At 72.5% G+C, this 26,154-nt stretch carries 24 protein-coding genes; 10 read left to right on the top strand and 14 right to left on the bottom strand.

What is annotated here, in order from left to right:
• The first annotated feature begins 15 nt into the window (after nt 1–15).
• Nucleotides 16–711, top strand: coding sequence for a hypothetical protein (locus ABLM29_RS08375; protein WP_349713632.1), 696 nt, complete (start codon nt 16–18; stop codon nt 709–711).
• A gap of 54 nt (nt 712–765) precedes the next feature.
• On the opposite strand, the gene ABLM29_RS08370 is transcribed toward ABLM29_RS08375, so the two are convergent.
• Nucleotides 766–1,776 (bottom strand): aldo/keto reductase family protein, encoded by a 1,011-nt coding sequence (locus tag ABLM29_RS08370; protein ID WP_349713631.1) that lies wholly within the window; start codon nt 1,774–1,776, stop codon nt 766–768.
• Between the two features lie 52 nt (nt 1,777–1,828).
• Here ABLM29_RS08370 and ABLM29_RS08365 point away from each other — a divergent pair, with 52 nt between their 5' ends.
• Genes ABLM29_RS08365 through ABLM29_RS08355 form a run of 3 tightly spaced genes read left to right on the top strand, consistent with a single transcriptional unit; the run spans nt 1,829 to nt 3,371 of the window.
• Nucleotides 1,829–2,362 carry a GNAT family N-acetyltransferase gene (locus ABLM29_RS08365; RefSeq protein WP_349713630.1) on the top strand — a complete coding sequence of 178 codons (534 nt, stop codon included), beginning with the start codon at nt 1,829–1,831 and terminating at the stop codon, nt 2,360–2,362.
• Nucleotides 2,359–3,060: an AzlC family ABC transporter permease gene (locus tag ABLM29_RS08360; RefSeq protein WP_349713629.1), complete on the top strand. Its 702-nt coding sequence runs from the start codon at nt 2,359–2,361 to the stop codon at nt 3,058–3,060. Before ABLM29_RS08365 ends, ABLM29_RS08360 begins: the two co-directional genes overlap by 4 nt.
• Nucleotides 3,057–3,371, top strand: coding sequence for an AzlD domain-containing protein (locus ABLM29_RS08355; protein WP_349713628.1), 315 nt, complete (start codon nt 3,057–3,059; stop codon nt 3,369–3,371). Before ABLM29_RS08360 ends, ABLM29_RS08355 begins: the two co-directional genes overlap by 4 nt.
• Before the next feature lie 67 nt (nt 3,372–3,438).
• On the opposite strand, the gene dapB is transcribed toward ABLM29_RS08355, so the two are convergent.
• Nucleotides 3,439–4,206: a 4-hydroxy-tetrahydrodipicolinate reductase gene (dapB, locus tag ABLM29_RS08350; RefSeq protein WP_349713707.1), complete on the bottom strand. Its 768-nt coding sequence runs from the start codon at nt 4,204–4,206 to the stop codon at nt 3,439–3,441.
• A gap of 114 nt (nt 4,207–4,320) precedes the next feature.
• Between dapB and ABLM29_RS08345 the strand changes: the two genes are divergently transcribed.
• Complete coding sequence (locus tag ABLM29_RS08345; protein WP_349713627.1) at nt 4,321–4,839, top strand: class I SAM-dependent methyltransferase; 519 nt, start codon at nt 4,321–4,323, stop codon at nt 4,837–4,839.
• Here the strand turns inward: ABLM29_RS08345 and ABLM29_RS08340 are convergent.
• From ABLM29_RS08340 to ABLM29_RS08320, 5 genes are all read right to left on the bottom strand, one after another.
• Nucleotides 4,823–6,589 carry a BCCT family transporter gene (locus ABLM29_RS08340; RefSeq protein WP_349713626.1) on the bottom strand — a complete coding sequence of 589 codons (1,767 nt, stop codon included), beginning with the start codon at nt 6,587–6,589 and terminating at the stop codon, nt 4,823–4,825. The two genes, ABLM29_RS08345 and ABLM29_RS08340, sit on opposite strands and share 17 nt — an antisense overlap.
• A 90-nt stretch (nt 6,590–6,679) precedes the next feature.
• Complete coding sequence (locus ABLM29_RS08335; protein WP_349713625.1) at nt 6,680–8,071, bottom strand: M16 family metallopeptidase; 1,392 nt, start codon at nt 8,069–8,071, stop codon at nt 6,680–6,682.
• Nucleotides 8,072–8,078: 7 nt separating this feature from the next.
• Nucleotides 8,079–10,298: a polyribonucleotide nucleotidyltransferase gene (locus tag ABLM29_RS08330; protein ID WP_349713624.1), complete on the bottom strand. Its 2,220-nt coding sequence runs from the start codon at nt 10,296–10,298 to the stop codon at nt 8,079–8,081.
• 246 nt (nt 10,299–10,544) lie between these two features.
• Nucleotides 10,545–10,820, bottom strand: a complete 276-nt coding sequence (rpsO, locus tag ABLM29_RS08325) for a 30S ribosomal protein S15 (RefSeq protein ID WP_036542197.1) — start codon at nt 10,818–10,820, stop codon at nt 10,545–10,547.
• Nucleotides 10,821–11,011: 191 nt separating this feature from the next.
• Nucleotides 11,012–12,961 carry a PTS mannitol transporter subunit IICBA gene (locus tag ABLM29_RS08320; protein WP_349713623.1) on the bottom strand — a complete coding sequence of 650 codons (1,950 nt, stop codon included), beginning with the start codon at nt 12,959–12,961 and terminating at the stop codon, nt 11,012–11,014.
• Between the two features lie 199 nt (nt 12,962–13,160).
• Here ABLM29_RS08320 and ABLM29_RS08315 point away from each other — a divergent pair, with 199 nt between their 5' ends.
• Nucleotides 13,161–14,207 carry a zinc-dependent dehydrogenase gene (locus ABLM29_RS08315; protein ID WP_349713622.1) on the top strand — a complete coding sequence of 349 codons (1,047 nt, stop codon included), beginning with the start codon at nt 13,161–13,163 and terminating at the stop codon, nt 14,205–14,207.
• A gap of 131 nt (nt 14,208–14,338) precedes the next feature.
• On the opposite strand, the gene ptsP is transcribed toward ABLM29_RS08315, so the two are convergent.
• Nucleotides 14,339–16,033: a phosphoenolpyruvate--protein phosphotransferase gene (gene ptsP / locus ABLM29_RS08310; protein WP_349713621.1), complete on the bottom strand. Its 1,695-nt coding sequence runs from the start codon at nt 16,031–16,033 to the stop codon at nt 14,339–14,341.
• Nucleotides 16,034–16,119: 86 nt separating this feature from the next.
• Between ptsP and ABLM29_RS08305 the strand changes: the two genes are divergently transcribed.
• The 4 genes from ABLM29_RS08305 to ABLM29_RS08290 are packed head-to-tail and all read left to right on the top strand — an operon-like array spanning nt 16,120 to nt 20,215.
• Entirely contained in the window at nt 16,120–16,887 is a 768-nt protein-coding gene (locus ABLM29_RS08305) for a DeoR/GlpR family DNA-binding transcription regulator (protein ID WP_349713620.1), read from the top strand.
• Complete coding sequence (locus tag ABLM29_RS08300; protein WP_349713619.1) at nt 16,884–17,837, top strand: 1-phosphofructokinase family hexose kinase; 954 nt, start codon at nt 16,884–16,886, stop codon at nt 17,835–17,837. Before ABLM29_RS08305 ends, ABLM29_RS08300 begins: the two co-directional genes overlap by 4 nt.
• Entirely contained in the window at nt 17,834–19,918 is a 2,085-nt protein-coding gene (locus ABLM29_RS08295) for a PTS fructose transporter subunit IIABC (protein WP_349713618.1), read from the top strand. The genes ABLM29_RS08300 and ABLM29_RS08295 overlap by 4 nt, the downstream gene beginning before the upstream one ends.
• Nucleotides 19,919–19,972: 54 nt before the next feature.
• Nucleotides 19,973–20,215 (top strand): HPr family phosphocarrier protein, encoded by a 243-nt coding sequence (locus ABLM29_RS08290; RefSeq protein ID WP_349713617.1) that lies wholly within the window; start codon nt 19,973–19,975, stop codon nt 20,213–20,215.
• A gap of 69 nt (nt 20,216–20,284) precedes the next feature.
• Here ABLM29_RS08290 and ABLM29_RS08285 read toward each other — a convergent pair whose 3' ends face one another.
• The 6 genes from ABLM29_RS08285 to infB all read right to left on the bottom strand — a co-directional run.
• On the bottom strand, nt 20,285–20,527 hold the full coding sequence (locus ABLM29_RS08285) for a DUF6458 family protein (protein ID WP_349713616.1): 243 nt from the start codon (nt 20,525–20,527) through the stop codon (nt 20,285–20,287).
• Between the two features lie 96 nt (nt 20,528–20,623).
• Nucleotides 20,624–21,595, bottom strand: coding sequence for a hypothetical protein (locus tag ABLM29_RS08280; protein WP_349713615.1), 972 nt, complete (start codon nt 21,593–21,595; stop codon nt 20,624–20,626).
• A 5-nt stretch (nt 21,596–21,600) separates the two neighbouring features.
• Entirely contained in the window at nt 21,601–22,548 is a 948-nt protein-coding gene (locus ABLM29_RS08275) for a bifunctional riboflavin kinase/FAD synthetase (RefSeq protein ID WP_349713614.1), read from the bottom strand.
• 72 nt (nt 22,549–22,620) lie between these two features.
• Nucleotides 22,621–23,481, bottom strand: a complete 861-nt coding sequence (truB, locus tag ABLM29_RS08270) for a tRNA pseudouridine(55) synthase TruB (protein WP_349713613.1) — start codon at nt 23,479–23,481, stop codon at nt 22,621–22,623.
• Nucleotides 23,478–23,957, bottom strand: coding sequence for a 30S ribosome-binding factor RbfA (gene rbfA, locus ABLM29_RS08265; protein ID WP_349713612.1), 480 nt, complete (start codon nt 23,955–23,957; stop codon nt 23,478–23,480). Before rbfA ends, truB begins: the two co-directional genes overlap by 4 nt.
• Before the next feature lie 121 nt (nt 23,958–24,078).
• Nucleotides 24,079–26,154: translation initiation factor IF-2 (infB, locus tag ABLM29_RS08260; RefSeq protein ID WP_349713611.1), on the bottom strand; the 2,076-nt coding region annotated here is incomplete at its 5' end.

Here is a 26,154-nt window from a genome sequence, read left to right as displayed (position 1 = left end):
GTCTACCGTGCCGGGGTGAAGTGCATCCTGGCCCTGCACCGCGACCTGGACGGTGACCAGCACCGCGAGCCGGGCGCCGGCCTCCGCGACGACCTGCTCGGGCCCGGCCTGCGCGCCGAGCTCGCCGCCGTCGGCGCCACCCGGCTCCAGGTCAACCTGGACGACGCCGAGGTGGCGGACGCGATGCGGTTCGGCCCCGGGCCGCGGATCACGGCGGTGGTCAGCGTGTGGGGCGGTACGTCGCCGCGGGCCGTCGCGGGCGTCGTACGGCGCCGGGACGCGGGCGCCGACGGCTGGTCGGTCGAGGAGCGCCGGCCGCTGCCCGGCCCGGCCGACGCGGACGGCGTACGGACCCCGGCGCTGGCCAACGTCGCGTTCCTGCGGAGGCCCGGGGCGATGACCCGCGAGGCGTGGCTCGCCGACTGGCTGGACCGGCACACCGCCGTGGCCATCGCCACCCAGGGGACCTTCGGCTACGTGCAGAACCCGGTGCTGGAGGCGATCACGCCGGACGCGCCGCCGGTCGAGGGCATCGTCGAGGAGCTGTTCCCCATGGCAGCGATGACCGACGGCCACGCCTTCCACGGCAGCGGCGGGGACGAGGAGGAGCTCCAGCGCCGGTTCGCGACCCTCATGGAGAGCTGCTCCCGGTTCGGGGCGGACACCGGCCTCGACCTCGTCCCCACCAGCCGCTACTCGTTCACGCTCTGAGGCGCGAGTCGGCAGAGACTGACGGTCAGCTCGTGCCGACTCGCGCCCGTGGGCTCAGCCCAGGACCTCCGAGCGGCGCGGCGAGACGGTCAGCGCCGGGTCGGTGATCACGGCGTCGCCGAGCACCTCGTCGATCGCGGACAGCACGTCCTCCCCCAACGTCACGCCGGCGGCCTTGACGTTCTCCGTCACCTGCTCGGGGCGGCTGGCGCCGATGATCGCGCAGGAGACGTTCTGGTTCTGCAGCACCCACGCCACCGCCAGCTGCGCCAGCGTCAGGTCGACGCCCTCGGCGATCGGCTTGAGGCGCTGGACGCGCTCCAGCACGTCGTCGGTCATCCACTTCTCGATGAAGCCGGCGCCGCCCTTGGTGTCGGTGGCCCGCGAGCCCTCCGGCGGCGGCTGGCCGGGCAGGTACTTGCCGGTGAGCACGCCCTGGGCGATCGGGGACCACACCACCTGGCCGAGCCCGAGCTCGCGGCAGGCCGGGTCCACCTCGGACTCGATGACCCGCCACAGCATCGAGTACTGCGGCTGGTTGGAGACCAGCGGGACCCGCAGCTCGCGAGCCAGCCCGGCGGCCGCGCGGATCTCCTCGGCACGCCACTCCGAGACGCCGATGTAGAGCGCCTTGCCGGCGCGGACGACGTCGGCGAAGGCGAGCATCGTCTCCTCCAGCGGCGTCTCGTGGTCGTAGCGGTGGGCCTGGTAGAGGTCCACGTAGTCGGTGCCCAACCGCTTCAGCGAGCCGTCGATCGACTCCATGATGTGCTTGCGGGACAGGCCGTGGTCGTTGTGCTCACCGGGACCGGTGGGCCAGAAGACCTTGGTGAAGATCTCCAGCCCCTCGCGCCGCTCGCCGGCCAGCGCCCGCCCGAGCACCGACTCCGCGGCGGTGTTGGCGTAGACGTCGGCGGTGTCGAAGGTGGTGATGCCCTCGTCGAGGGCCTGCCGCACGCAGGCCGCGGCGGCGTCCTCCTCGACCTGCGATCCGTGGGTGAGCCAGTTGCCGTAGGCGATGGCCGAGATCCTCAGGCCGCTCGCTCCGAGATTCCGAAACTCCATGGGACCGACCCTAGCCACCCGGTGGCGGGCGGGCGCCTGCCAGACTGGCCGCATGGTGGGTGCAGACGTCTCCGTCCGGGTCGCCTGGCCGGCCGACGCCGCCGGCATCGCCGGCGTCCAGCTCCGGGCCTGGCAGCGGCGGTTCGCCGCCGCCGCCGCGGACCTGGGCGACGAGGCGGCGGCGGGGCTGCAGGAGGCGTGGCGCGCCAGCCTGGCGCGGCCGCCCGCCGCCCGGCACCGGGCGCTCGTGGCGCTCGCCGGCGACGAGGTGGTCGGCTTCGCGCTCACGGTCCCGGCGGCGGACCCCGACAGCGAGGACGTCGCCGACGGCGAGGTCGCCGAGTTCACCGTCGACCCCGACCGCACCGGGCACGGGCACGGCTCCCGGCTGCTCCAGGCGTGCGTGGACACCCTCGTCGCGGACCGGTTCAGCCGCGCGGTGTGCTGGGTCGACACCGGCGACGACGGGCTGCGGGCCTTCCTGACCGGCGCGGGCTGGTCCGCGGACGGCGCCAGCCGCGAGCTGACCGGCGAGGTGGGACCGGAGTCCGTGCGTCAGGTCCGGCTGCACACCTCGATCGAGTGACCGCGCGGGCCGACCGGCGCGGCGTCGTACGCGACAGCCTGGGGGTGGGCGTCGCCACCGGCCTGTACGGCGTCAGCTTCGGCGCGGTCGCCGTCGGCTCCGGCCTGAGCGTGGCGCAGACCTGCGCGCTCTCGCTGCTGATGTTCACGGGCGCCTCCCAGTTCGCGCTGGCCGGCGTGGTCGGGGCGGGCGGTGCGCCGCTGGCCGGGATGGCCACCGCGCTGCTGCTCGGCGCCCGCAACACCCTCTACGGGCTGCGGATGGCGCCCCTGCTCGGCTGGCGCGGTTGGCGTCGCGCCGCGGCCGCGCACGTGCTGATCGACGAGTCGACCGCGATGGCGGTCAACCGCCCCGGCCGCGACCTGGCCCGGGTCGGCTTCCTCACCACGGGGATCAGCATCCTGGTGCTCTGGAACGCCTTCACGCTCCTCGGCGCGCTGGCCGGGGAGGCGATCGGCGACCCCCGCGACTACGGGCTCGACGCGGCGGTCGGCGCCGCGTTCCTGGCGCTGCTGTGGCCACGGCTGCGGGAGCCGGGGCACGCCCGCGTCGCGCTGCTCGCCGCCGCCCTGGCCGCGCTGGCCGTGCCGTTCACCCCCGCCGGGCTGCCGGTGCTGCTGGCCGGGGGCGTCGCGATCCTGGTCGGCGCGCTGCTCGCCGGACGCAGCCACGCCCCACCGCCGGAGGTGGCGCCGTGATCTGGTGGGCCGTCCTCGGCGGCGGCGTCGGCTGCTACCTGCTCAAGCTCGCCGGGCTCTCCGTGCCCGAGTCCGTGCTGGCCCGGCCCTGGGTCGCACGGGTGGTGGACCTGATCCCGGTGGCGCTGCTGGCCGCGCTGGTCTCGGTGCAGGTCCTCTCCGCGCCGGATCCCGACGGCGGCCAGCGGCTGGTCCTCGACGCGCGCGTGGCCGGCCTGGGCACCGCCGTGGTGCTGCTGGTGCTGCGGGCACCGTTCCTGGTGGTGGTCGTCGGCGCCGCGGCGGTGGCTGCGCTGCTGCGCGCCCTGTGACCCGCGAGTCGGCAGAAACTGACCGCGTCGCGCGCCGAGTCGGCAGAAAGTCTCTGCCGACTCGCGCTCAGTCCAGGTCGAGCAGGTGCTCCAGGCCCACGGTCAGGCCCGGGAACGACGCGATCTTCCGGACGCCGGTGAGCACGCCGGGGGTGAACGAGGCACGGTCGAGCGAGTCGTGGCGGATGGTGAGGGTCTCCCCCAGCCCGCCGAGGACGACCTCCTGGTGCGCGACCAGGCCACGGATCCGCAGCGCGTGCACGGGGATGCCGTCCACGTCGGCGCCGCGCGCTCCCTCCAGGGCCGTCGAGGTGGCGTCCGGGACCGGGCCCGTGCCGGCCTCGCGGCGGGCGGCCGCGATCAGCTCGGCGGTACGGCGCGCCGTACCGCTCGGCGCGTCGGCCTTCGTCGGGTGGTGCAGCTCGACCACCTCGACCGACTCGTAGAACGGGGCCGCCTGGGCGGCGAAGCGCATCATCAGGATGGCGCCGATCGAGAAGTTCGGCGCGATCAGCACCCCGACCTCGGGGTGCTCGGCCAGCTGGCCGCGCAGCGTCCCCAGCCGCTCCTCGTCGAAGCCGGTGGTGCCGACGACGGCGTGGATGCCGTGCTCGATGCAGTAGCCGAGGTTCGCCATCACCACGTCGGGGTGGGTGAAGTCGACGACGACCTGGGTCCCCGTCTCCGCCAGCGTCTCGATCGGATCGCCCGCGTCGACCGCCGCGGAGAGCACCAGGTCCGCGGCGGCCTCGACCGCCTTGACCACCTCGGAGCCGACCTTGCCGCGGGCGCCCAGCACGCCCACCCGGATCGGGCTGGTTCCGGACTCGTCCATCGTCGCGTTCGTCACGGCTCACCAGCCTAGGCGGTGCCCCCGCGCCCGGGACACGCGGTCGGTGAGGTGGACCTGTGGTGCCAGGACCGGCCCGCGTCTGGCAGGCTGGCCCTCATGTCAGCACAGCAGATCCCGGCCCGGATCCGGTGGGCGGTGGACTTCATGGACGTCCAGCCTCAGGACCACGTGCTGGAGATCGGGTGCGGAACCGGCGCGGCCGCCGACCTGATCTGCCGGCGTCTCGAGGGCAAGGGCAAGATGTTCGCGATCGACCGGTCCGAGGCCGGCGTCGACCGCACCAAGCAGCGGTGTGCACCGCACATCGAGGCGGGCCGGCTCACCGTGCGCCAGATCGACCTCGCCACGCTCCGGGTCCCGGTCAAGCGCCTGACCAAGGTCTTCGCCTTCGACGTGAACCTGTTCTGGGTCCGCGACTGCAAGGACGAGATCGCGCTCCTCCACGAGCGGGTGCTCCCGGGCGGCTCGGTCAACCTGTTCTTCTCGACCACGCGTCCCGAGCAGGTCCCCGAGATCCTCGCCAAGACCTCGGCGGCCCTCACCGAGGGCGGCTTCCGCGTCTACATCGTCGACTCGAAGCAGCCCCCGGTGATCGGCATCATCGGTCGTCGCTGACCCCGCCTCGCGGCGACCGCTTCGAGGACCACGACGGCCGCGACGACGGCGGCGTCGCCGAGTTGCCGCCGCGGCGGCGCATCTCCCGGGTCACGTGGTCGGTGATGTGATCGGTCAGCTGCTCGGTGACGATCCGGCGCTCCTCGCGCCGCATGACCCGGTTCTCCGCCAGCAGCTCGCGCGCGGTGGCGACGCACATCGCCACCATCACGAGGCTGAACGGCAACGCCAGCAGGATGGCCATGGTCTGCAGCGCCCCGAGCGGGTTCACGCTCGGATCGGTCTCCTGCGCCTGGATCCCGACGTAGAGCAGGACGGCGGCGACCGCGCCCTCCATCGTCGCCCAGAACGCACGGCTCCACACCGGCGGGTTCTGCTCACCGCCGGAGGCCAGCATGTCCACCACGAAGGAGCCCGAGTCCGAGCTGGTCACGAAGAAGACCACGATCAGCAGCACCGCGACCCCGCTGAGGATCGCCGATCCGGGCAGCAGGTCGAACATCTGGAACAGGGCGGTGTCGGTCGTGACCGAGCCGTCCTCGCCGACGAGCCCGCCGGACCCGAACAGCTCCTCGTACAGCGCCGTGCCGCCCATCACCGAGAACCACAGGAAGGTCACCAGGGTCGGCACCAGCAGCACGCCGACCACGAACTCCCGAACGGTCCGGCCGCGGGAGATCCGGGCGATGAAGACGCCCACGAACGGCGCCCAGCTCATCCACCAGCCCCAGTAGAAGGTCGTCCAGTCCCCCAGCCACGCCTTGCCGTCCGGCTGGAACGGCCGGGCGTTGAACGACATCTCGAAGAAGCGCTGGATGTAGGAGCCGAGCTGGGTGACGAAGTCGCTGAAGATGAAGAAGGTCGGGCCGAGCAGCACCACCGCGAGCATCAGCGCGACCGCCACGCCCATGTTGACGTTCGACAGGATCCGGATGCCCTTGTCGACGCCGGACACCACCGAGACCAGGGCGATCGAGGTGATCACCACGATGAGCGCGATCAGCAGGAGCGTCGTCGGCTCGTCGACGACGCCGAGGTAGGCGAGCCCCGCACTGATCTGGCTGACGCCCAGGCCCAGCGACGTGGCCACGCCGAACAGCGTGCCGAGCACCGCGGAGACGTCGATGACGTCACCCCAGAAGCCGTGCACCCGCTCCCCCAGCAGGGGCTCGATCGCCCACCGGATCGAGACCGGGTTGCCGCGCCGGTGCACCGAGTAGGCGATGGCGACGCCGACGACGACGTAGATCGCCCAGGCGTGCAGGCCCCAGTGCAGGTACGTCGTGTCCATCGCCGTGCGGGCGTCGAGGGACGGCGTGCCGGCCGGCGAGCCCGGCGGCGGGGAGGCGAAGTGGCTCAGCGGCTCCGCCACGCCCCAGAACACCAGGCCGATGCCCATGCCGGCCGCGAAGAGCATCGCGAACCACGAGCCGAGGCTGAACTCGGGGTCGTCGTCGTCCTGCCCCAGCACGATGTCCCCGAGCCGCGAGATCGCCAGCCACGCCGCGAAGAAGACGAACCCCGTGACCGCCGCGATGTACCACCAGCCGAGGTCCTCCACGACCGTGTCGTTGATCGTCGCGAGGACGTCACCGGTCTCCTTCGGGAAGGCCGCCGTGACGACCACGAAGGCGATCAGCAGGCCGGCGGCCGGAAGGAACACCCGTGGTTCGGTGATCAGGCCGCTGAAGCGCGACGGCGGTCGGGGGGACGGCTCGGAGCCGGGACGGACAGTAACCGGAGCGGCCATGGAAACCTCCTTGGTGCAGCGTGGCAGCACAAGGCTCCCCAGACACGCTAGCCCCAAACGTCCCCGGTCGCACCGACCATGGGCCCGGGGTCAGGCCGGGCCCACCACCGCCAGCACCTCCGGACGAGCGAAGACCTCGGCGGCGATGTGTCGCACGTCCTCGAGCGTCACCGCGTCGATCCGGGCCATCACCTCGTCGATCCCGAGCACCTCGGTGTGCACCAGCTCGGCCTTGCCCAGCCGCATCATCCGCGCTCCGGAGTCCTCCAGACCGAGCACCAGGCCGCCGGTGAGCTGGCCCTTGCCTCGGGCGAGCTCCTCGGCCGTGATGCCGTGCGCGGCGATCTCCGCCAGCTGCTGGCGGACCACCGCGAGCACCTCGTCGGTGCGGTTCGGCAGGCAGCCCACGGCGACGCCGACCAGGCCGGAGTCGGCGTAGTGGCTGGCGAAGGAGTAGACCGAGTACGCCAGGCCGCGCCGTTCGCGGATCTCCTGGAAGAGCCGGCTCGAGGTGCCACCGCCGAGCGCGGTGTTGAGCACGCCGAGGGTGAACCGCTCGTCGTCGTCGCGGGCCGGGCCCTCGACGCCGAGCACCAGGTTGACCTGCTCGAAGTGGCGCGCCAGGCGGCGCTCGCCGCCCGCGATCCGCGGCCGGTGGGCGCCCCCGCGGCACGCCTTGGGCTCGGCCGTCCCGGCCAGGAAGTCGTGCTGGGCGAACGCCTGCTGCACGGCCCGCACGACCTCGCCGTGGTCCAGCGCGCCGGCCACCGAGATGACCATGTTGTCCGGCGTGTAGTGGTGCCGGTAGAAGCGCTGGATCTGGTCCTGGGTCATCGCCTCGATCGTGGCGGTGGTGCCGGCGATCGGGCGGCCCAGCGGGGCCTCCTCGCCCCACGCCACCTCGGCGAGGAGGTTGTGCACGACGTCGTCGGGGTCGTCCTCGTGCATCGCGATCTCGTCGAGGATCACGTCCCGCTCGGCGTCGACGTCGTGGACGTCGATCAGCGAGCCGGTGATCATGTCGCCGAGCACGTCGACCGCGAGCGGGAGGTCCTCACCGAGCACCCGCGCGTGGAAGCACGTGTACTCCTTGGCGGTGAAGGCGTTGAACTCGCCACCGACCGCGTCCAGCGCGATCGAGATGTCGAACGCGCTGCGCCGGGACGTGCCCTTGAACAGCAGGTGCTCGAGGAAGTGGGAGGCGCCGTGGGTCGCGCCGTGCTCGTCTCGCGAGCCGACGCCGATCCAGACGCCGATCGAGGCCGACCGCGCGCCGGCCATCTGCTCGGTGACGATCCGCAGGCCCGAGGGCAGCTGCGTGCGCCGTACCTGCGAGGTGATCTGACCGGCGGCGTCGCGCACCGTCTCCAGCGTCCGGGTGCTGGCGCGACCGGCGCCGACCTCCGTCTCGGACTGGTCGGGGAAGGCCGACGGCCGGCCAGCATCGAGCTGGCCGGCCGTCTGTGAAACCGGGTGGTTCACGAAGGGATCACGCCTCCACCGAGTCGGCAGCCTCGCTGCCCTCGGCGTCCTCGACCACCGGGACCAGCGACAGCTTGCCGCGGTCGTCGATCTCGGCGATCTCGACCTGGAGCTTCTGGCCGACCGAGACGACGTCCTCGACGTTCTCGACGCGCTTGCCGCCGGCGAGGCCACGCAGCTTGCTGATGTGCAGCAGGCCGTCCTTGCCCGGGAGCAGCGCGACGAAGGCGCCGAAGTTGGTGGTCTTGACGACGGTGCCGAGGTAGCGCTCGCCGACCTCCGGCATGGTCGGGTTCGCGATCGCGTTGACCGCGGCCCGGGCCGCCTCGGCGGCCTCGCCGTTGGTGGCGCCGATGTAGACCGTGCCGTCGTCCTCGATGGACACGCTCGCGCCGGTGTCCTCCTGGATCTGGTTGATCACCTTGCCCTTGGGGCCGATGACCTCGCCGATCTTGTCCACGGGCACCTTGACGGTGATGATCCGCGGCGCGGTCGGCGACATCTCGCCGGGCACGTCGATGGCCTCGGCCATGACCTCGAGGATCGCCAGGCGGGCGTCCTTGGCCTGGTTCAGGGCCTGCGCGAGCACCTCGGCGGGGATGCCGTCGAGCTTCGTGTCGAGCTGCAGGGCGGTCACGAACTCCTTCGTGCCGGCGACCTTGAAGTCCATGTCGCCGAAGGCGTCCTCGGCGCCGAGGATGTCGGTCAGCGCGACGTACTCGGTCGTGCCGTCGATCTCGCCGGAGATGAGGCCCATCGCGATGCCCGCGACCGGTGCCTTCAGCGGCACGCCGGCCTGCATCAGGGCCAGCGACGAGGCGCAGACCGAGCCCATCGAGGTGGAGCCGTTGGAGCCCATCGCCTCGGAGAGCTGACGGATCGCGTAGGGGAACTCCTCGCGGCTCGGCAGCACCGGCAGCAGCGCCCGGCGGGCCAGCGCGCCGTGGCCGACCTCGCGACGCTTCGGGGAGCCGACGCGGCCGGTCTCGCCGGTGGAGAACGGCGGGAAGATGTACTTGTGCATGTAGCGGCGCGACGTCTCCGGGGAGAGCGTGTCGAGCTGCTGCTCCATCTTCAGCATGTCGAGGGTGGTGACACCCAGGATCTGGGTCTCGCCACGCTCGAACAGCGAGGAGCCGTGGACCCGCGGGATCACGTCGACCTCGGCGTGCAGCGGGCGGATGTCCGCCAGGCCGCGGCCGTCGATGCGGATCTTGTCGCGGAGCACGCGCTCGCGCACGACCTGCTTGTTGACCGAGCGGAACGCCGCGCCGAGCTCCTTCTCGCGGCCCTCGAACTGGCCGGCGAGCTTCTCGAGCAGCTCGGCCTTGAGCTCGTCGGTGCGCGCCTCGCGCTCCTGCTTGTCGGCGATGCTCATCGCGGCGGTCAGGTCGCCCTTGGCGGCGGCCTCGACGGCCTCGTAGACGTCGTCCTCGTAGTCGAGGAAGATCGGGAACTCCTGGACCGGCTTGGCGGCCACGTTGGCGAGCTCGACCTGCGCCTCGACCAGCTGCTTGATGAACGGCTTGGCGGCGTCCAGGCCGCTGGCCACGATCGCCTCGGTCGGTGCCTGCGCACCGGAGGTGACCAGGCCCCACGACTGCTCGGTGGCCTCGGCCTCGACCATCATGATCGCGACGTCGCCGGTCTCGGTGACGCGCCCGGCGACGACCATGTCGAAGACGGCGTCCTCGAGCTGGCTGTGCGTCGGGAACGCGACCCACTGGCCGTCGATCAGCGCGACGCGGGTCGCGCCGACCGGGCCGGAGAACGGCAGGCCGGAGAGCTGGGTGGAGAGCGACGCGGCGTTGATCGCGAGCACGTCGTAGGGGGTGTCGGGGTTGAGCGCCATCACGGTGATGACGACCTGGACCTCGTTGCGCAGACCCTTCTTGAAGGTCGGGCGCAGCGGCCGGTCGATCAGGCGGCAGGTGAGGATGGCGTCCTCGCCCGGGCGGCCCTCGCTGCGGAAGAACGAGCCGGGGATCTTGCCCGCGGCGTACATCCGCTCCTCGACGTCGATCGTCAGGGGGAAGAAGTCGAAGTGGTCCTTGGGGTGCTTGCCGGCGGTGGTCGCCGACAGCAGCATCGTGTCACCGTCGAGGTAGGCGCTCACCGAGCCGGCGGCCTGGCGGGCCAGGAGGCCCGTCTCGAACTTGACGGTGCGGGTGCCGAACTTGCCGTTGTCGAGAACGGTCTCTACGGCGGAGATGACGGGTTCAGTCACAGATGACTCTTTCGTTCGCGGTGCGATCCGCGACGCCCGCGTCAGGTGGTCGATCTTCGATCGAGGCCCACGCTGCGTCACAGCGGAAGCCACTACCGAGGATCGATCCCGTAGGTGACGCGGATCGCTCCAGTGGTTGTGTATCCAGTTGTCGGTGCACCGGGCTCCCGATCGGGTCGCGCGGGGTGCACCACCGATGAATGTAGCGAAGGGACCCACCGGAGTGGTGGATCCCTTCGCTCGTGTTCATCGACGCAGGCCGAGGCGCTCCACGATGGAGCGGTAGCGCTCGATCTCGGTCTTCTTCAGGTAGTTGAGAAGCCGGCGGCGCTGACCCACGAGGAGCAGCAGGCCACGACGGCTGTGGTGGTCGTGCTTGTGCTGCTTGAGGTGCTCGGTCAGGTGGCTGATCCGGTGGCTCAGCAGCGCGATCTGCACCTCCGGCGAACCGGTGTCACCCTCGGTGGTGGCGTACTCGGCGATGATCTTCTTCTTGGTCTCAGCGTCGGTACCGACTGCCATGTGGAACTCCTCGGTTCGCTCGTTGCGCGGCGCGCCGGGGCCTGTTCACCCGGGCACTCTCGATCCGCGGCCGTTGGACGGCGTGTCGCCCGTTCGGACAACCCAGCAAGACTACCAACGCGCTCACCCCCGGCCCCAATCGGCGGACGGGTCCGACCCGCCGAGGGCCGGACCCGTCCACCGCGAGGGCCTCAGACGGAGATGCCGTCCAGGACCGCCAGCACGTCCTCGGCGGAGCCGGCCTCGTCCAGGCGCGCGACCTGGTCGGGGTCCGCGAAGACCGTCGCCAGCCGGCGCAGCAGCTCGAGGTGGTCGTCCCCCGCACCGGCGATCGCCACCACGAACCGGGCCTGCTTGCCGTTCCAGTCGATGCCGCCGGGGTACCGGACGAACGACAGCGCCGTGCGCCGGATCGACCCCTTCGCCTCGTTCGTCCCGTGCGGGATGGCCAGGCCGTTGCCCATGAACGTCGAGACCGAGCGCTCCCGCTCGTGCATCGCCTCGATGTACGCCGGGGCGACGGCGCCCGCCTCCACGAGCAACCGCCCCGACTCGGCGATCGCGTCGTCGAGCGTGCGGGCCGCGCCGTCGAGCACGATGCTCTGCGGGTCCAGCACGTCGGAGCTGCCCGCGACCCCGCCGGGCGCCTCGGACGCGGCGCCGGCCCCGTCCTCGGAGGCGCCGCCGGCGTCGAGCATCTCGACGATCTCGTCGTACCGCGGACTGCCCATGAAGTTGTCGACCGAGACGTGGAGCGCGGACGGCGCGTGGTGCCGCGCCCGCTCCGTGAGGTCCTGGTGGGTGACCACCAGGTCGGCACTGTCGTCCAGGTTCGCGATCGACCGGTTCACCACGGTGACGTCGGCGTGACCGGCGCCCTGCACCTTCCGGCGCAGCACCGACGCGCCCATGGCCGAGGAGCCCATCCCGGCGTCGCAGGCGAAGACGATCGAGCGGATCTCGCGGCCCGCCGCGCCCGTGGCGAGCGCGCTGGAGGCGATCGACCTCTTGCCCTTCATCGACTCCATCTGGGAGGTGGCGGCACCGAGGTCGCCCTCGTCGGCCCGGCGGTCGGTCTTGAGCAGCAGGCCGCCGACCACGAAGGAGACGGCGGCCGCGCCGAACACGCCGGCCGTGATGCCGACGAAGTCACCCGCGGGCGTCTGGGCGTAGACCGCCATGATCGACCCCGGCGCGGCGGGGGCCCGCAGCCCGACGTCGAAGAGCGTGAAGAGGAAGATGCCGGTCATGCCGCCGGCGATGGCGGCCAGGATCATCCTCGGCTTCATCAGCACGAACGGGAAGTAGACCTCGTGGATGCCGCCGAAGAACTGGATGATCGCCGCACCCGGCGCCGACGCCTTGGCGATGCCCCGACCGAAGACGGTGTAGGCCATCAGCACCCCCAGCCCGGGACCCGGGTTGGCCTCCAGCAGGAAGAGGACCGACTTGCCGGCCTCGGCCGCCTCGTCGATGCCGAGCGGCGTGAGCACGCCGTGGTTGATGGCGTTGTTCAGGAACATCACCTTCGCCGGCTCGATGAACAACGAGGTGAGCGGCAGCAACCCGGCGTCGACCAGCGTGTTGACGGCGTTGCCGAGCCAGTCGATGACCTGCCGGAGCACCGGCGCGAGGGCGAACATGCCGACGATGGCCATCAGGCCGGCGAGGATGCCGGCCGAGAAGTTGTCGACCAGCATCTCGAAGCCGGGCCGGATCTTGCCCTCCCAGAGCTGGTCGAGCCGCTTCATCAGGTACGCCGTGACCGGCCCCATGATCATGGCGCCGAGGAACATCGGGGATCCGCCCTCGTCCCCGACGAAGATCGGGTCGCTGGTCGCGACGATCACCCCGATCACCGCGGTCGCTCCCACGACACCGCCGCGGACGTCGTAGACGATCTTGCCGCCAGTGTAGGCGATCACGATCGGGAGCAGGTAGAAGATCATCGGGCCGACCATCAGCGCGATCTTCTCGTTGGGCGTCCAGCCCACGTCGATGAAGAACGCCGTGATCAGGCCCCAGGCGATGATCGCGCCGATGTTCGGCATGATCATCGCGGACAGGAACGTCCCGAACTGCTGGACGCGCACCCGGACTCCCACGCGGGAGCCGGCGTCGTCGGTGGCGATGCTGGCCATGCTTCTCCTCCTCTGCGCCGAACCGGCGGAGTGACGCCGGTCACATCATGTGTGCAGTGAACCACGCATCCGGGGGTATTGCCAAGCGTTCCAACACCGCTTTGTGCCCGACTGTGTGGCTTTTGGTGGCCGGCCGAGGCTACGGTGGACGAAAGTGACGCACCCCACTCTCCGCGACCCCCACCTGAGGAGCCACCCAATGAAGGCCTTGCGCTTCTTCGCCCCCGAGGACGTCCGACTGGTCGACGTACCCGAACCCGAGTGCGGCCCGCGGGAGGTGAAGATCCGTGTCCGCAACTGCTCCACCTGCGGCACCGACGTGAAGATCCGGCGCAACGGCCACGTCAACATCACCGGCGAGACGACCATGGGCCACGAGGTGGCCGGCGAGGTGGTCGAGGTCGGCGCCGAGGCGCTCGGCGGCTTCGCGGTCGGCGACCGCGTCCAGTGCATCGCCGCGGTGCCCTGCGGCGACTGCCACGAGTGCCGCAAGGGCTGGATGGAGGTCTGCCAGAACCAGACCTCCGTCGGCTACCAGTACGACGGCGGGTTCGCCGAGTACATGGTGGTGCCCGAGCAGGTGCTCAAGGTCGACGGGCTCAACCGGATCCCCGACAACGTCGGCTTCGACGAGGCGTCGGCCGCCGAGCCGTTCGCCTGCGCGATCAACGCCCAGGAGCAGCTCGGCATCGAGGAGGGCGACTTCCTCGTGGTCTTCGGCGCCGGCCCGATCGGCTGCATGCACATCCGGATCGCCCGCGGCGTGCACAGGGTCGGCACCGTCGTCCTGGTCGACATCAACGCCGAGCGGCTGAAGATGTCGGCCGAGGCCGTCTCCCCCGACCACGTGATCGACGCCTCCGAGGTCGACGTCGTCGAGGCGGTCATGGAGCTGACCGGCGGTCGCGGCGCGGACGTGGTGATCACCGCGACCCCGGCCAACGTCACGCAGGAGCAGGCGATCTCGATGGCCGCCCGGCAGGGCCGGATCTCCTTCTTCGGCGGCCTGCCCAAGAACGACCCCTTCATCAAGGCCGACTCCAACCTCATCCACTACCGCCAGCTGCACGTGCACGGCGCGAACGGCTCCGCCCCGGCGCACAACAAGCGGGCGCTGGAGTACATCTCCACCGGTCAGGTGCCGGTCAAGGACCTGATCACCCGCCACGTTCCGCTCGACGACGTGATGAGCGTCTTCGACATCGTCGCCAAGGGCGAGGCCATCAAGGTCACGGTCGAGCCGTAGCCCGGCACCGGGTCGGCCTCGTGTGCCTGAGGCATCGGGATAGCGGGCTCTCAGGCACACGACCCGCCCCACCACGGGGCCCGGCCGTCACCCGGACCGCGAGCGGGCGACCGACCGCGACGTCCCGCGGATCAGTGCCCCAGCACCTCCCGCACGGCCGCCCGGCCCGCCATCGGGTCGGCGGCCGACAGCGCGGCGTCCGCCGCGGCCCGGCACACGTCCTGGGTGACCTCCGAGAGCTGGGCGCCGACGGGCCGGACGGCCCGGGCCGCCATCGACAGCGAGGTGATCCCCATGCCGATCAGCGCGGTGGCCAGCAGCGGGTCGGCCGCGGCCTCACCGCAGACGCCGACCGGCTTGTCGGCGGCGGCGCCGGCGAGCGCCGTCATCGAGATCAGCTGCAGCACCGCCGGCTGCCAGGGGTCGGTCAGGTAGGCCAGGTCGGTCGCCATCCGGTCCGCCGCCATCGCGTACTGGGTGAGGTCGTTGGTGCCGATCGAGAGGAAGTCGACGACCTCGAGCATCCGGTCGGCGAGCAGCGCGGCGCTGGGCACCTCGACCATGACACCGGCGCGCAGGCCCCGGTCGCGGACCAGCGCGGCGAAGCCGGCCGCCTCGTCGACGGTGGCCACCATCGGGGCCATCACCCAGGCCTCGGCGCCGGTGCGCTCGGCGGCCAGCGCGATGGCATCCAGCTGGCGGTCCATGAGCCCCGGGTTGTCGATGGAGAGCCGCAGGCCGCGCACGCCCAGCGCCGGGTTCTCCTCGTCCTCGTGCGCGGCGAACGCGATCGGCTTGTCCGAGCCGGCGTCCAGCGTCCTCACCACGACGTGGTGCCGGCCGGCGAAGGGCGCCAGGACGGCGGCATAGATGTCGGCCTGCTCCTCCACCGACGGCTCCTCGGTCCGGTCCAGGAAGCACATCTCGGTGCGGAAGAGCCCGACCCCGGTGACCGGCTCCTTCGCCGCGAGCTCGGCGGACGGCCCGTCGATCACGTTGGCCAGCAGCTTCACCGGTACGCCGTCGGCGGTCGCCGCCGGTCCGGTCCAGGCCGCGAGTGCCGCGCGCCGCTCCAGGCTCGCCGCCACCCGGCGGGCGGCCTCGTCGGGGTCCGCCCCGACCTCGACGGTGCCGGCCTCGCCGTCGACGACGACGAAGGCGCCCTCATCGAGGTCGGTCACGCCGGAGGTCCCGGCCACGCAGGGGATGCCCAGCTGGCGCGCGATGATCGCGGTGTGGCTGGTGGCGCCGCCGCGCTCGGTGACCAGGGCGAGCACGCGCTCGGGGTCGAGCCCCGAGGTGTCGCTGGGTGCGAGGTCCGACGCCACCACGACGGAGGGCTCGTCGGGAACCGGCACCCCGGGCTGCGGCTCGCCGACGAGGTGGGCGATCAGCCGACGCTCGATGTCGCGCAGGTCGGTGACCCGCTCGGCCATCAGCCCACCCATGCTGGCGAAGACCGTGGCGAACTGGTCGACAGCGGCACGCACGGCGGCCACCGGCCCACCGCCCTCCCCCAGCCCCTTGACCACCGCCGCCCGCAGGCCCTTGTCGCGCGCCAGGCCGGCGCTGGCGGTGAGCACCGCGGCGGCGCCGTCGCTGACGGCGGCCGCGCGGGCGGTGAAGTCGTCGGCGACCGCGGCCGCCGCGCCGTCGTACGCCTCCATCGCGGCGTCGGCGTCGGCGAACCCGCCGTCGCCGAAGCGTTCGATCGCCTCGGGGGAGATCTCGTCACGCACGTGCACGACCGGGCCGGCGACCACGCCGGGCACGACCGGCGTGCCCCTCAGGAGCGTGGCGGAGGTGGCGGAATCGAATGTGGTCATGGTCACATGTTATTCCACGTGATCCTTGACACTCAACACGTTCGGCACTAAAACCACAGAGACACAGATTCTGCCGAAAGGACGCGATGTACGCCGAGGAGCGCCAGCAGGCGATGGCCCAGCTGATCACCACGCGCGGCCGCCTCTCGGTGGCGCAGCTGGCCACCGAGTACGCCGTCACGACCGAGACCGTGCGCCGCGACCTGTCGACGCTGGACCGGATGGGGCTCGTGCGGCGGGTCCACGGCGGCGCCGTGCCGGCCAGCTCCCTCACCGTCATCGAGTCCGGCGTCGGCGAGCGCGAGGGCGCCAACGCCACCGCCAAGGACGCCATCGCGGCGGCCGCGCTCGAGCTGCTGCCGCCACCCGACTCGGTCGTCGTGCTCGACGCCGGCACCACCACCGTGCGGCTCGCCGCGGCACTCCCCCGCGACCACCGCCTGGTCGTGGTGACCCACGCGGTCCCCGTCGCCGCCCGTCTCGCCGGCCTGCCCCAGATCGAGCTGCACCTCCTGCCCGGCCGGGTGCGGCCCACGACCCACGCCGCGGTGGGCAGCGACACCGTCGCCGCACTCGCCGACCTCCGGGCCGACGTGGCCTTCGTGGCCACCAACGGGTTGACCGCCGACCACGGACTGACCACCCCCGACCGCGACGAGGCCGCGGCGAAGCGGGCGATCGTCGGCTGCGCGCGCCGGACGGTGGTGCTCGCCGACGCCAGCAAGATCGGCGTCGAGACCGCCGTCCGGTTCGCGTCGCTCAGCGACGTCGACACGCTGGTCACCGACGCCTCGATCGACGCGGCCGAGCTCGCCGCGCTCGAGCGCACCGGCCTGGACGTGGTGGTCGCGTGATCCTCACCCTGACCCCGAACCCCAGCATCGACCGCACGGTCGCGCTGGACGGCGAGCTGTGCCGCGGGCAGGTGCAGCGCGTCACCGGCGTCACCGCCCAGGCAGGCGGCAAGGGCGTCAACATCTCCCGCGCCGCCGCCGTGGCCGGGCTGCCGACCATGGCCGTAGTCCCCGCCGAGCCGGAGGACCCGTTCGTCCTCGAGCTGCGCGCCGCCGGCATCGACTGCCTCCCGGTGCACCCGGCGGGCGACGTCCGGGTCAACCTGACGATCACCGAGCCCGACGGCACCACCACGAAGCTCAACTCCCCCGGCGCCCGGGTCGGCCCCGAGCACCTCGAGGTGATGGCCGAGGCCGTGCTCGAGCGCGCGGCGGACGCCGCCTGGACGGTGCTCGCCGGATCGCTGCCGGCCGGCGCCCCGGCCGGGTTCTACGCCGACCTGGTGACCCGGCTGCGGCAGCACGGCGCGCGGGTCGCGGTCGACACCAGCGAGGCGCCGCTCCGCGCGCTCGTCGACGCGATGCCCGCCGCGGCACCGGACCTGATGAAGCCCAACGGCGAGGAGCTGGCCTCGATCCTGGGCGGGGACCCCGAGGTGCTCGAGTCGGACCCGGCCGCGGCGGCCGAGGCCGCGCACGGGCTCCTCGCCCGCGGCGTCGGCGCCGTGCTCGCCACGCTCGGCGGCAACGGCGCGGTCCTCGTCACCGCCGAGGGTGCCTGGCACGCCAGCCCGCCGCCGACCACCGTGGTCAGCACGGTCGGCGCCGGCGACTGCAGCCTCTTCGGCTACCTGCTCGGTGACGTCACCGGGCTTCCTGCTCCCGATCGTCTCGCGCTCGCCGTGGCCTACGGCAGCGCGGCCGCGAGCCTGCCGGGCACCACCATCCCGGCTGCCGACCAGCTCCGCACGGAGCTGGTCGGAGTCACCGCCATCGGAGGTACGAAGTGAACGACCTGATCACCAGCGACCTGGTGCGGCTGGGCGCCGACTGGGGAGCGGACAAGCGCGAGGTCATCCGGGCGATGGCGGGGATCGTCGGCGACGCCGGGCGGGCCACCGACACCGAGCAGCTCGTCGCCGACGCGTTCGCCCGCGAGGACACCTCGGCCACCGGCCTGCCCGGCGGCATCGCCATCCCGCACTGCCGCACCGCCGGCGTCGACGAGCCGACCCTGGCCTTCGCCCGGCTCGACCCGCCGGTCGACTTCGGCGCCAAGGACGGCCCCGCCGACCTGGCCTTCCTCATCGCCGCTCCCGCCGGCGGGGACGCCACCCACCTCCAGCTGCTCACCCAGCTGGCGCGGTCGCTGGTCAAGCCGGACTTCACCCAGGCGCTGCGCGAGGCCGGCGACGAGGCCGAGGTCGTCGCGCTGATCAACGAGGCGCTCGGGGTCGCGCCGGCACCGGCGGCGGAACACGCCGCGGCCGCCGCCGCGGCGCCCGCCGCGACCACCGCCGCCCCCGACGCCCCGCCGTCCACGGGCGAGCCCGGCGCCCCCGCCTCGCTCGTCGCCGTGACCGCGTGCCCGACCGGGATCGCCCACACCTACATGGCCGCCGAGGCCCTCGAGGCCGCCGCCGAGAAGGCCGGCGTCGAGATCGAGGTGGAGACCCAGGGCTCCGCCGGGGCCACCCCGCTGGCCCACGACACCATCGCCCGGGCGGGCGCCGTGATCTTCGCCGTCGACGTCGGCGTGCGCGACCGCGGGCGCTTCGCCGGGAAGCCGATGGTCACCTCCGGGGTGAAGCGGCCGATCGACGACGCGGACGCCATGATCGCCGAGGCGCTGCGCTACGCCGCCGACCCGGCGTCGGCGCCGAAGGTGGAGGGCGAGGCCGCGGACGCCGAGGGCGGCGCCGGCGAGGAGTCGTGGGGCGCCCGCACCCGCCGGGTGCTGATGACCGGCGTCTCCTACATGATCCCGTTCGTCGCCGCGGGCGGCCTGCTGATCGCGATCAGCTTCCTGCTCGGCGGCTACGAGATCGCCAACCACGCCGGTGCCGTCATGGCGGACTCGACCCTGTTCAACCCGCCGGACCTGGCGGCGTACTCCGACCCGGGCCTGGACCACGTCCTCTTCGGGTCCGCCGAGATGGCCTACCTCGGTGCGGCGCTCTTCGTGCTCGGCAAGGTGGCGTTCGCGTTCTTCGTGCCCGCCCTCGCCGGCTACATCGCCTACGCCATCGCCGACCGCCCCGGCATCGCGCCCGGCTTCGTGATGGGCGGCCTGGTCACCGACATCTCCGGCTTCGGGGTGCCGCAGAGCGGCTTCCTCGGCGCGATCGTCGGCGGCGTCCTGGCCGGCCTCATCGCGCACTGGATCGCGAGCTGGAAGATGCCCTCCTGGGCGCGCGGCCTGATGCCGGTGATGATCATCCCGCTGTTCACGACCATCATCGCCGGCATGATCATGATCGTCGTTCTCGGACGCCCCATCGCCTGGCTCATGGAGCAGCTGACCGACGGGCTCAACTCGATGAGCGGTGAGAGCGCCGTCGTGCTCGGCGTCATCCTCGGGCTGATGATGGCCTTCGACATGGGCGGCCCGCTGAACAAGGTCGCCTACAGCTTCGCGGCCGCCGGCGTCGGCGCCGCATCCCTGGCCACCGACGCCCCCGAGCTGAAGATCATGGCTGCGGTGATGCTGGCCGGGATGGTGCCGCCCATCGCGCTGGCGCTGGCCACCGTCGTGCGGCCCGGTCTCTTCTCGATCCCCGAGCGCGAGAACGGCAAGGCCGGTTGGCTGCTCGGCGCCTCGTTCATCACCGAGGGCGCCATCCCGTTCGCGGCCGCCGACCCGCTGCGCGTGATCCCCGGGATCATGCTCGGCAGCGCCGTCACCGGCGGCCTGTCGATGGCGATGGACGTCGGCGTCCGCGCCCCGCACGGCGGCATCTTCGTGCTGTTCGCCGTCGACAACGTCCTCGGCTACCTGATCGCGCTCGCCGTCGGCACCGTGGTCGGCGCCGTCGCGGTGATCGCGCTCAAGAGCATCGGCCAGAGCGACGCCGACGTCGCGACCGTCTGACCCCGGCCGCCACCTGCCCGACCGTCCGCAGCATCCCCCACCCGAAGGAGCGCCATGCCCAGCAAGTCCGTCGTCGTCGGCTCCGCCGTCGGCCTGCACGCCCGCCCCGCCGCGATCATCGCCGAGAAGGCCGGCGAGCTCGGTGTCGACGTCACCATCAACGGCGTCGACGCCAGCTCCTCGCTGATGATCATGACCCTCGGCGCCGGCAACGGGGACACGGTCGAGGTGGCCAGCGACGACCAGTCCGCGCTGGACACGATCGCGGCACTGGTCGAGGAGGACCTCGACGCCTGACCCCGCGACGCGCGACGACGCCCACGCCCCGAGGGGCGTGGGCGTCGTCGGTACGGCGGCGGCGCGGCGTCAGCCGACCGGTCGGTCGTCCCGGCGCTCGGTGACGGTGTGGCTACCGTCGGCGTGGGTGGTGACCGCCTCGGAGCGGCGGCCGCGGGCGACGGTCGCCGCGGTCAGCACGAGGACGAGCAGGCCGGCCCCGGTCAGGATCCAGCCGATCATGGTCAGGTCGACGGCATCGATCGAGTCCTGCACGGCCAGCGCGAGGATCAGGCCCACCGCGGTCAGCAGCACTCCCAGTCCGTATCCCATCGTCTTCTCCTCCTGGACCCCGGGTCCGGGGCATCGGGTGTGTCGGTCCCCGTCGGTCCGACGGGCTACCTCCACCCTTGCCTGGAGGAGCGGACCTCAAACCTCCACGGACCGCGCGCGCAGCGCGAGGTAGACCGCGCGCACCCCGACGGCGCGCTCCAGCTCGCGGGTCACGCCGCCGAAGAACTGGGTCCGGTAGGCCTCGTCGGTGACCGTCGAGACCGTCAGGTACAGCCCCGAGAACGCGGCCAGGAAGACCGACACCTGGACCAGTCCGCGCCCGGGGTTGAACGGCGGGTCGGTCTGCCAGGCGTCGAGCACCGGCCCGGTCATGATGATGGTGCCGAAGACCATCAGGAACGCGAAGACGGCCAGCGAGAGCAGCAGCACCTGCACCACGTGCACGACCACCAGCACCAGGATCAGGTTCCAGCGCTCGAAGCCCGACACCTCCGCGTGCGACGCGGGGTCGGCGTCCTCGGCCCGGAGCAGGTCCTCGCAGGGCTGCTGCAGGGGCGTGCCCGCGCACGCGCGCCGCAGCAGGTCGGCGTCGACGGCGTCGTCGGCGCGGTCGACCTCCTCCGGCAGCCGCACCAGGAGGAAGGAGACGGCCAGCGCGGCGAAGAGGACGACCACCAGCCACAGCGAGCCGACGGTGAGGCTGGTCGCCACCTGCCACACCTCGGTGTTGATGAAGAGGAACGTGATCGCCATCAGCAGCAGCGGCAGGGCGCGCGTGGTCAGCGGCAGCAGTGCCCGCAGGCTGCTGACGGTGTGGCCGAGCCCCCAGGTCACGATCTGGCGGGCGTGGAGCGCGGTCAGCGCGTACCAGAGGGCCACGCCGAGGCCGACGGCGACGAGCGTGGCCGGCGCGGCGCTGAGCTCGCCGAGCCGGCCCGCCAGCGCCACGCCGGCGGCGGCCGCCGCGAGCCCGACGAGGACGGCCAGCGGCAGGGTCCGCCGCAGCCGCAGGGCGCGACGCACGTCCGCGCGGCGCTCCGGCACGAAGTACGGCAGCCCGTGCGTCTCGAACCAGCGGTCCGCGGCGTCGAGCCGCTCCCCCGTCACCCCGCTCAGGCGCCGACGATGCTGCGGGTGCGCGCGACGTCGTCGGCCATCGCCTCGAGCAGCGCCTCGACGGAGGCGAAGCGCACCATCCCGCGCAGCCGCTCCACGAAGGCGACCTCGACCTCGCGGTCGTAGAGGTCGAGGTCGGTGCGGTCCAGGACGTAGGCCTCGACCCGCCGCTCGCGGTCGCCGTCGAAGGTGGGGTTGGTGCCGACGCTGATCGCCGCGGGGTGGGTCACCCCGGCGTCCGGCCCGTCGGCCACGGTGAGCCACCCGGCGTACACGCCGTCGGCCGGCGCCGCCGCGCCCGGGGCGACCGGGACATTGGCGGTCGGGTAGCCGAGCTCGCGTCCGCGCGCGTCGCCGCGCGCGACCACGCCGCGCGTCGCGAACGGCCGGCCGAGCGCCTCCGCGGCGCCGGTCACGTCGCCCGCCGCGAGGCAGGTGCGGACGTAGGTGGAGGACCACACCTGCGGCCCGCCGTCGAGGGTGACCTCCTCGAGCACGAAGTCGTGCTCGAGGCCCGCGCGGCGCAGCAGGTTGCAGTCGCCGGCCGCGCGGTTGCCGAAGCGGAAGTTGGCGCCGACCACCACGGCCCGGGCGTGCAGCGCGCCGACCAGGATCCGGTCGATGAACTCGTCGGGGGTCCAGGCGGCGATCTCGCGCGAGAACGGGATGACCAGCACGTCGTCGACGCCGGCCGCCTCCATCATCGGCAGCCGCTGCTCGACGGTGCTCAGCATGGCCGGGGCGTGCTCGGGACGGAGCACGGCCATCGGGTGCGGGGCGAACGTCACCGCGACCACGCGGTCCACGCCGACCGTGTCGGCCACCTCGCGCGCCCGCCGGACCACGTGCTGGTGGCCGAGATGCATGCCGTCGAAGTTGCCGATGGTGACGGCGGTCCGTCCCAGGTCGGTCGGGACCTCGCTCAGCTCACGCCACACACGCACGGCGCTCACTCTCCCACATCGCGCCGCCGCTCCCCGGCCGACCCGGCCCCGGCGGACCCGCGTGGCGACGCGTCACCCGACGAAGACGGCGACCGGCCGGGCCTGGCCGCCCTTCGGCTCGTACAGCGCCAGGAACTCGCCGCCGTCGAAGACCGCGGTGAGCCCGTCCAGCGGCAGGTCGAGACGCCGGCCGTACCGGACCTCCTGCGCCTGCCCGGGGTCGAGGTCCACGGAGGGGAAGCTGGCGCGCGCGGCGTCGTCGAGGGAGACCATCGAGAACTCCGCGTCGAGCTGCTCCAGGGTCCGGGCGCTGTCGAGGCCGAACCCGCCGACGGCCGTACGCCGCAGCGCCGTCAGGTGCCCACCGACCCCCAGCGCGGCGCCGGCGTCGCGGGCGATCGCCCGGATGTAGGTGCCGCTGGAGCAGCGCACCGTCACGTCCACCTCGGGCGCCTCGCCGAGCTCGACCCGGGAGACCGCGATCTCGTCCACCCGCACGCGGCGGGCCGGGATCTCGACGTCCTCGCCGGCCCGGACCCGCTGGTAGGCGCGCCGGCCGTCGATCTTGATCGCCGAGACCGCCGTCGGCACCTGGTCGATCTCACCGACCTGGGCGGCCAGGGCGGCGCGGATCTGCTCCTCGGTCACCGCGGAGGCGTCGACGGTGGCCACCACCTCGCCCTCGGCGTCGTCGGTGTGGGTGGCGACGCCGAGGCGGATGGTGGCCTCGTAGACCTTGTCGGTGAGCATCAGGTGCCCGAGCAGCCGGGTGGCCCGGTTGACCCCGAGCACGAGCACGCCGGTGGCCATCGGGTCGAGGGTGCCGGCGTGGCCCACCTTGCGGGTGCCGGCCAGGCGCCGGACCCGGGAGACGACGCCGTGGCTGGTGATGCCGCCCGGCTTGTCGACGACCACCAGGCCGGAGGCGGTCACGCCCCGGCGCCCTCGTCGTCGAGGTCGTCCTCGTCGTCGAGGTCCTCGAGGTCCTCGTCCTCGCGCGGCTTCTTGTACGGGTCGGCCTCGCCGGCGTGGGCCTTGCCCTCGCGGACCGCGGCGACCTCGGCGTCGGCCTCCCTGGCCTTCGCGAGGACCTCGTCGAGGTGGCGGGCCGTCTCGGGGACGCCGTCCCAGGCGAACGTCAGGGTCGGCACGTGCCGCATGCCGAGCTGCTTGCCCACCTCGGAGCGGAGCAGGCCCTTGGCCGACTCCAGCGCCGTCGCGGTCGACTCCTGGTCGGCGTCGGCGCCGAGGACCGTGTAGTAGATGGTCGCCTGCTGGTTGTCGCCGGTGACCCGCACCTCGGTGATGGTCACGAAGCCGAGCCGCGGATCCTTGATCCGGCGCTCGAGCATCTCGGCCACGATGACCTGGATCCGGTCGGCGATCTTGCGCGACCTGGGGTTGCTCATGGGTATGTCCTATCAGGGACGGCTCCCTCGGGAGCCGGGGGTGGAAACGCGAGTCGGCAGGAGCCGCAGACGAACTGCGAGCTCCTGCCGACCCTGTGCCTGGATTGGCCAGGTGGGACCGTCAGGCCCGCGGGATCTCCTTCATCTCGAAGGCCTCGACGATGTCGCCCTCCTTGATGTCCTGGAAGTTCCGCAGCACCAGACCGCACTCGAAGCCCTCGCGGACCTCGGACGCGTCGTCCTTCTCGCGCTTGAGCGAGGCGAGGTCGAGGTTGTCCGCGATGACGGCGCCGTCGCGGAGCAGCCGGACCTTGGCGTTGCGCCGGATGAGACCGCTGGTGACCATGCAACCGGCGATGTTGCCGATCTTGCTGGAGCGGAAGATCGCCCGGATCTCGGCCTGGCCGAGCTGGACCTCCTCGTACTCCGGCTTGAGCATGCCCTTGAGCGCGGCCTCGATCTCCTCGATGGCCTGGTAGATGACCGAGTAGTACCGGATCTCCACGCCTTCCTTGTCGGCCATCTGGCCCGCCTTGCCCTGCGGGCGGACGTTGAAGCCGATGATGATGGCGTCGGAGGCGGCGGCCAGGTCGACGTTGGTCTCGGTGATCGCGCCGACGCCGCGGTCGATGACCCGGAGGCTGACCTCCTCGCCCACGTCGATCTGGGCCAGGGCGTCCTCGAGGGCCTCGACCGAACCGGACACGTCGCCCTTGAGGATGAGGTTGAGCTCCTGGCTCTCGCCCTTCTCCATGGAGGCCATGAAGTCCTCGAGGGTACGGCGGACCCGGCGCTTCGCCTGCTGCGCGGCACGCTCGCGCGCCTCGCGCTTCTCGGCGATCTGACGGGCCATCCGGTCGTCCTCGACCACGATGAAGTTCTGACCCGCGCCCGGCACCGCCGAGAGGCCCAGGACCATCGCCGGACGCGCCGGGTCGGCCTCGGCGAGCTCGTTGCCGTGCTCGTCGAGCATCGCCCGCACGCGGCCGTAGGCCGGACCGGCGACGATCGAGTCGCCGACCCGCAGGGTGCCGCGCTGGACCAGGATCGTGGCGACCGGACCGCGACCGCGGTCCAGGTGCGCCTCGACCACGAGGCCCTGGGCGTCCTGCACCGGGTTGGCGCGCAGGTCGAGCGAGGCGTCGGCGGTCAGCACGACGGCCTCGAGCAGCTTGTCGAGGTTCAGCTCCGACTTGGCCGAGACGTCGACGAACATCGCGTCGCCGCCGTACTCCTCGGGGACGAGGCCGTACTCGGACAGCTGGCCACGGACCTTGGTCGGGTCCGCCTCCGGCTTGTCGATCTTGTTGACCGCGACCACGATCGGGACGCCGGCCGCCTTGGCGTGGTTGAGCGCCTCGATCGTCTGCGGCATCACGCCGTCGTCGGCCGCGACCACCAGGATCGCGATGTCGGTCGCCTGGGCACCGCGGGCACGCATGGCGGTGAACGCCTCGTGACCCGGGGTGTCGATGAAGGTGATCCGGCGCTCGTCGCCGTCCACCTCCGTGGCCACCTGGTAGGCACCGATGTGCTGGGTGATGCCACCGGCCTCGCCCGCCACGACGTTGGCGTTGCGGAGCGCGTCGAGCAGCTTCGTCTTACCGTGGTCGACGTGACCCATGACGGTCACGACCGGCGGACGGACCACGAGGTCGGACTCGTCGCCCTCGTCGGCACCGAACTCGATGTCGAAGGACTCGAGCAGCTCGCGGTCCTCGTCCTCGGGCGAGACGACCTCGACCTTGTAGTTGAGCTCGTCGCCGAGCAGCTCCAGGGTCTCGTCGCCCACCGACTGGGTGGCGGTCACCATCTCGCCGAGGTGGAACAGCATCTGCACCAGCGAGGCGGCGTCGACGCCGATCTTCTCCGCGAAGTCGGTCAGCGAGGAGCCACGGGCCATCCGGATGGTCTCGCCGTTGCCCTTGCGGACCCGCATGCCGCCGATCGTCGGGGCCTCCATGGCCTCGAACTCCTGGCGACGCGCCCGCTTCGACTTGCGACCGCGGCGCGCGGGACCACCCGGACGCCCGAAGGCACCCTGGGTCTGGCCACGCTGGCCCGGACGGCCACCGCCGGGACGACCGCCACCGAAACCTCCGGGACGACCCGGGGCACCGGCACCGGCGCCACCGCCGGCACCCGCGCCACCGCGACCCGGGGCGCCACCGCGACCGGGGGCACCGCCCGGACGGCC

Source organism: Nocardioides sp. YIM 152588 (assembly GCF_040191335.1).
Lineage (GTDB): Bacteria > Actinomycetota > Actinomycetes > Propionibacteriales > Nocardioidaceae > Nocardioides.
The sequence above is the reverse complement of the archived record's forward strand: the minus strand, read 5'-3'. Positions and strand labels throughout refer to the sequence as shown.

What these genes read in the sequence shown, in the direction of transcription:
- ABLM29_RS08370 (WP_349713631.1), bottom strand. Translation starts at nt 1,776, where the DNA reads ATGGAGTTTCGGAATCTCGGAGCGAGCGGCCTGAGGATCTCGGCCATC.
- ABLM29_RS08365 (WP_349713630.1), top strand. Translation starts at nt 1,829, where the DNA reads ATGGTGGGTGCAGACGTCTCCGTCCGGGTCGCCTGGCCGGCCGACGCC.
- dapB (WP_349713707.1), bottom strand. Translation starts at nt 4,206, where the DNA reads ATGGACGAGTCCGGAACCAGCCCGATCCGGGTGGGCGTGCTGGGCGCC.
- ABLM29_RS08345 (WP_349713627.1), top strand. Translation starts at nt 4,321, where the DNA reads ATGTCAGCACAGCAGATCCCGGCCCGGATCCGGTGGGCGGTGGACTTC.
- ABLM29_RS08340 (WP_349713626.1), bottom strand. Translation starts at nt 6,589, where the DNA reads ATGGCCGCTCCGGTTACTGTCCGTCCCGGCTCCGAGCCGTCCCCCCGA.
- rpsO (WP_036542197.1), bottom strand. Translation starts at nt 10,820, where the DNA reads ATGGCAGTCGGTACCGACGCTGAGACCAAGAAGAAGATCATCGCCGAG.
- ABLM29_RS08320 (WP_349713623.1), bottom strand. Translation starts at nt 12,961, where the DNA reads ATGGCCAGCATCGCCACCGACGACGCCGGCTCCCGCGTGGGAGTCCGG.
- ABLM29_RS08315 (WP_349713622.1), top strand. Translation starts at nt 13,161, where the DNA reads ATGAAGGCCTTGCGCTTCTTCGCCCCCGAGGACGTCCGACTGGTCGAC.
- ptsP (WP_349713621.1), bottom strand. Translation starts at nt 16,033, where the DNA reads ATGACCACATTCGATTCCGCCACCTCCGCCACGCTCCTGAGGGGCACG.
- ABLM29_RS08305 (WP_349713620.1), top strand. Translation starts at nt 16,120, where the DNA reads ATGTACGCCGAGGAGCGCCAGCAGGCGATGGCCCAGCTGATCACCACG.
- ABLM29_RS08290 (WP_349713617.1), top strand. Translation starts at nt 19,973, where the DNA reads ATGCCCAGCAAGTCCGTCGTCGTCGGCTCCGCCGTCGGCCTGCACGCC.
- ABLM29_RS08285 (WP_349713616.1), bottom strand. Translation starts at nt 20,527, where the DNA reads ATGGGATACGGACTGGGAGTGCTGCTGACCGCGGTGGGCCTGATCCTC.
- rbfA (WP_349713612.1), bottom strand. Translation starts at nt 23,957, where the DNA reads ATGAGCAACCCCAGGTCGCGCAAGATCGCCGACCGGATCCAGGTCATC.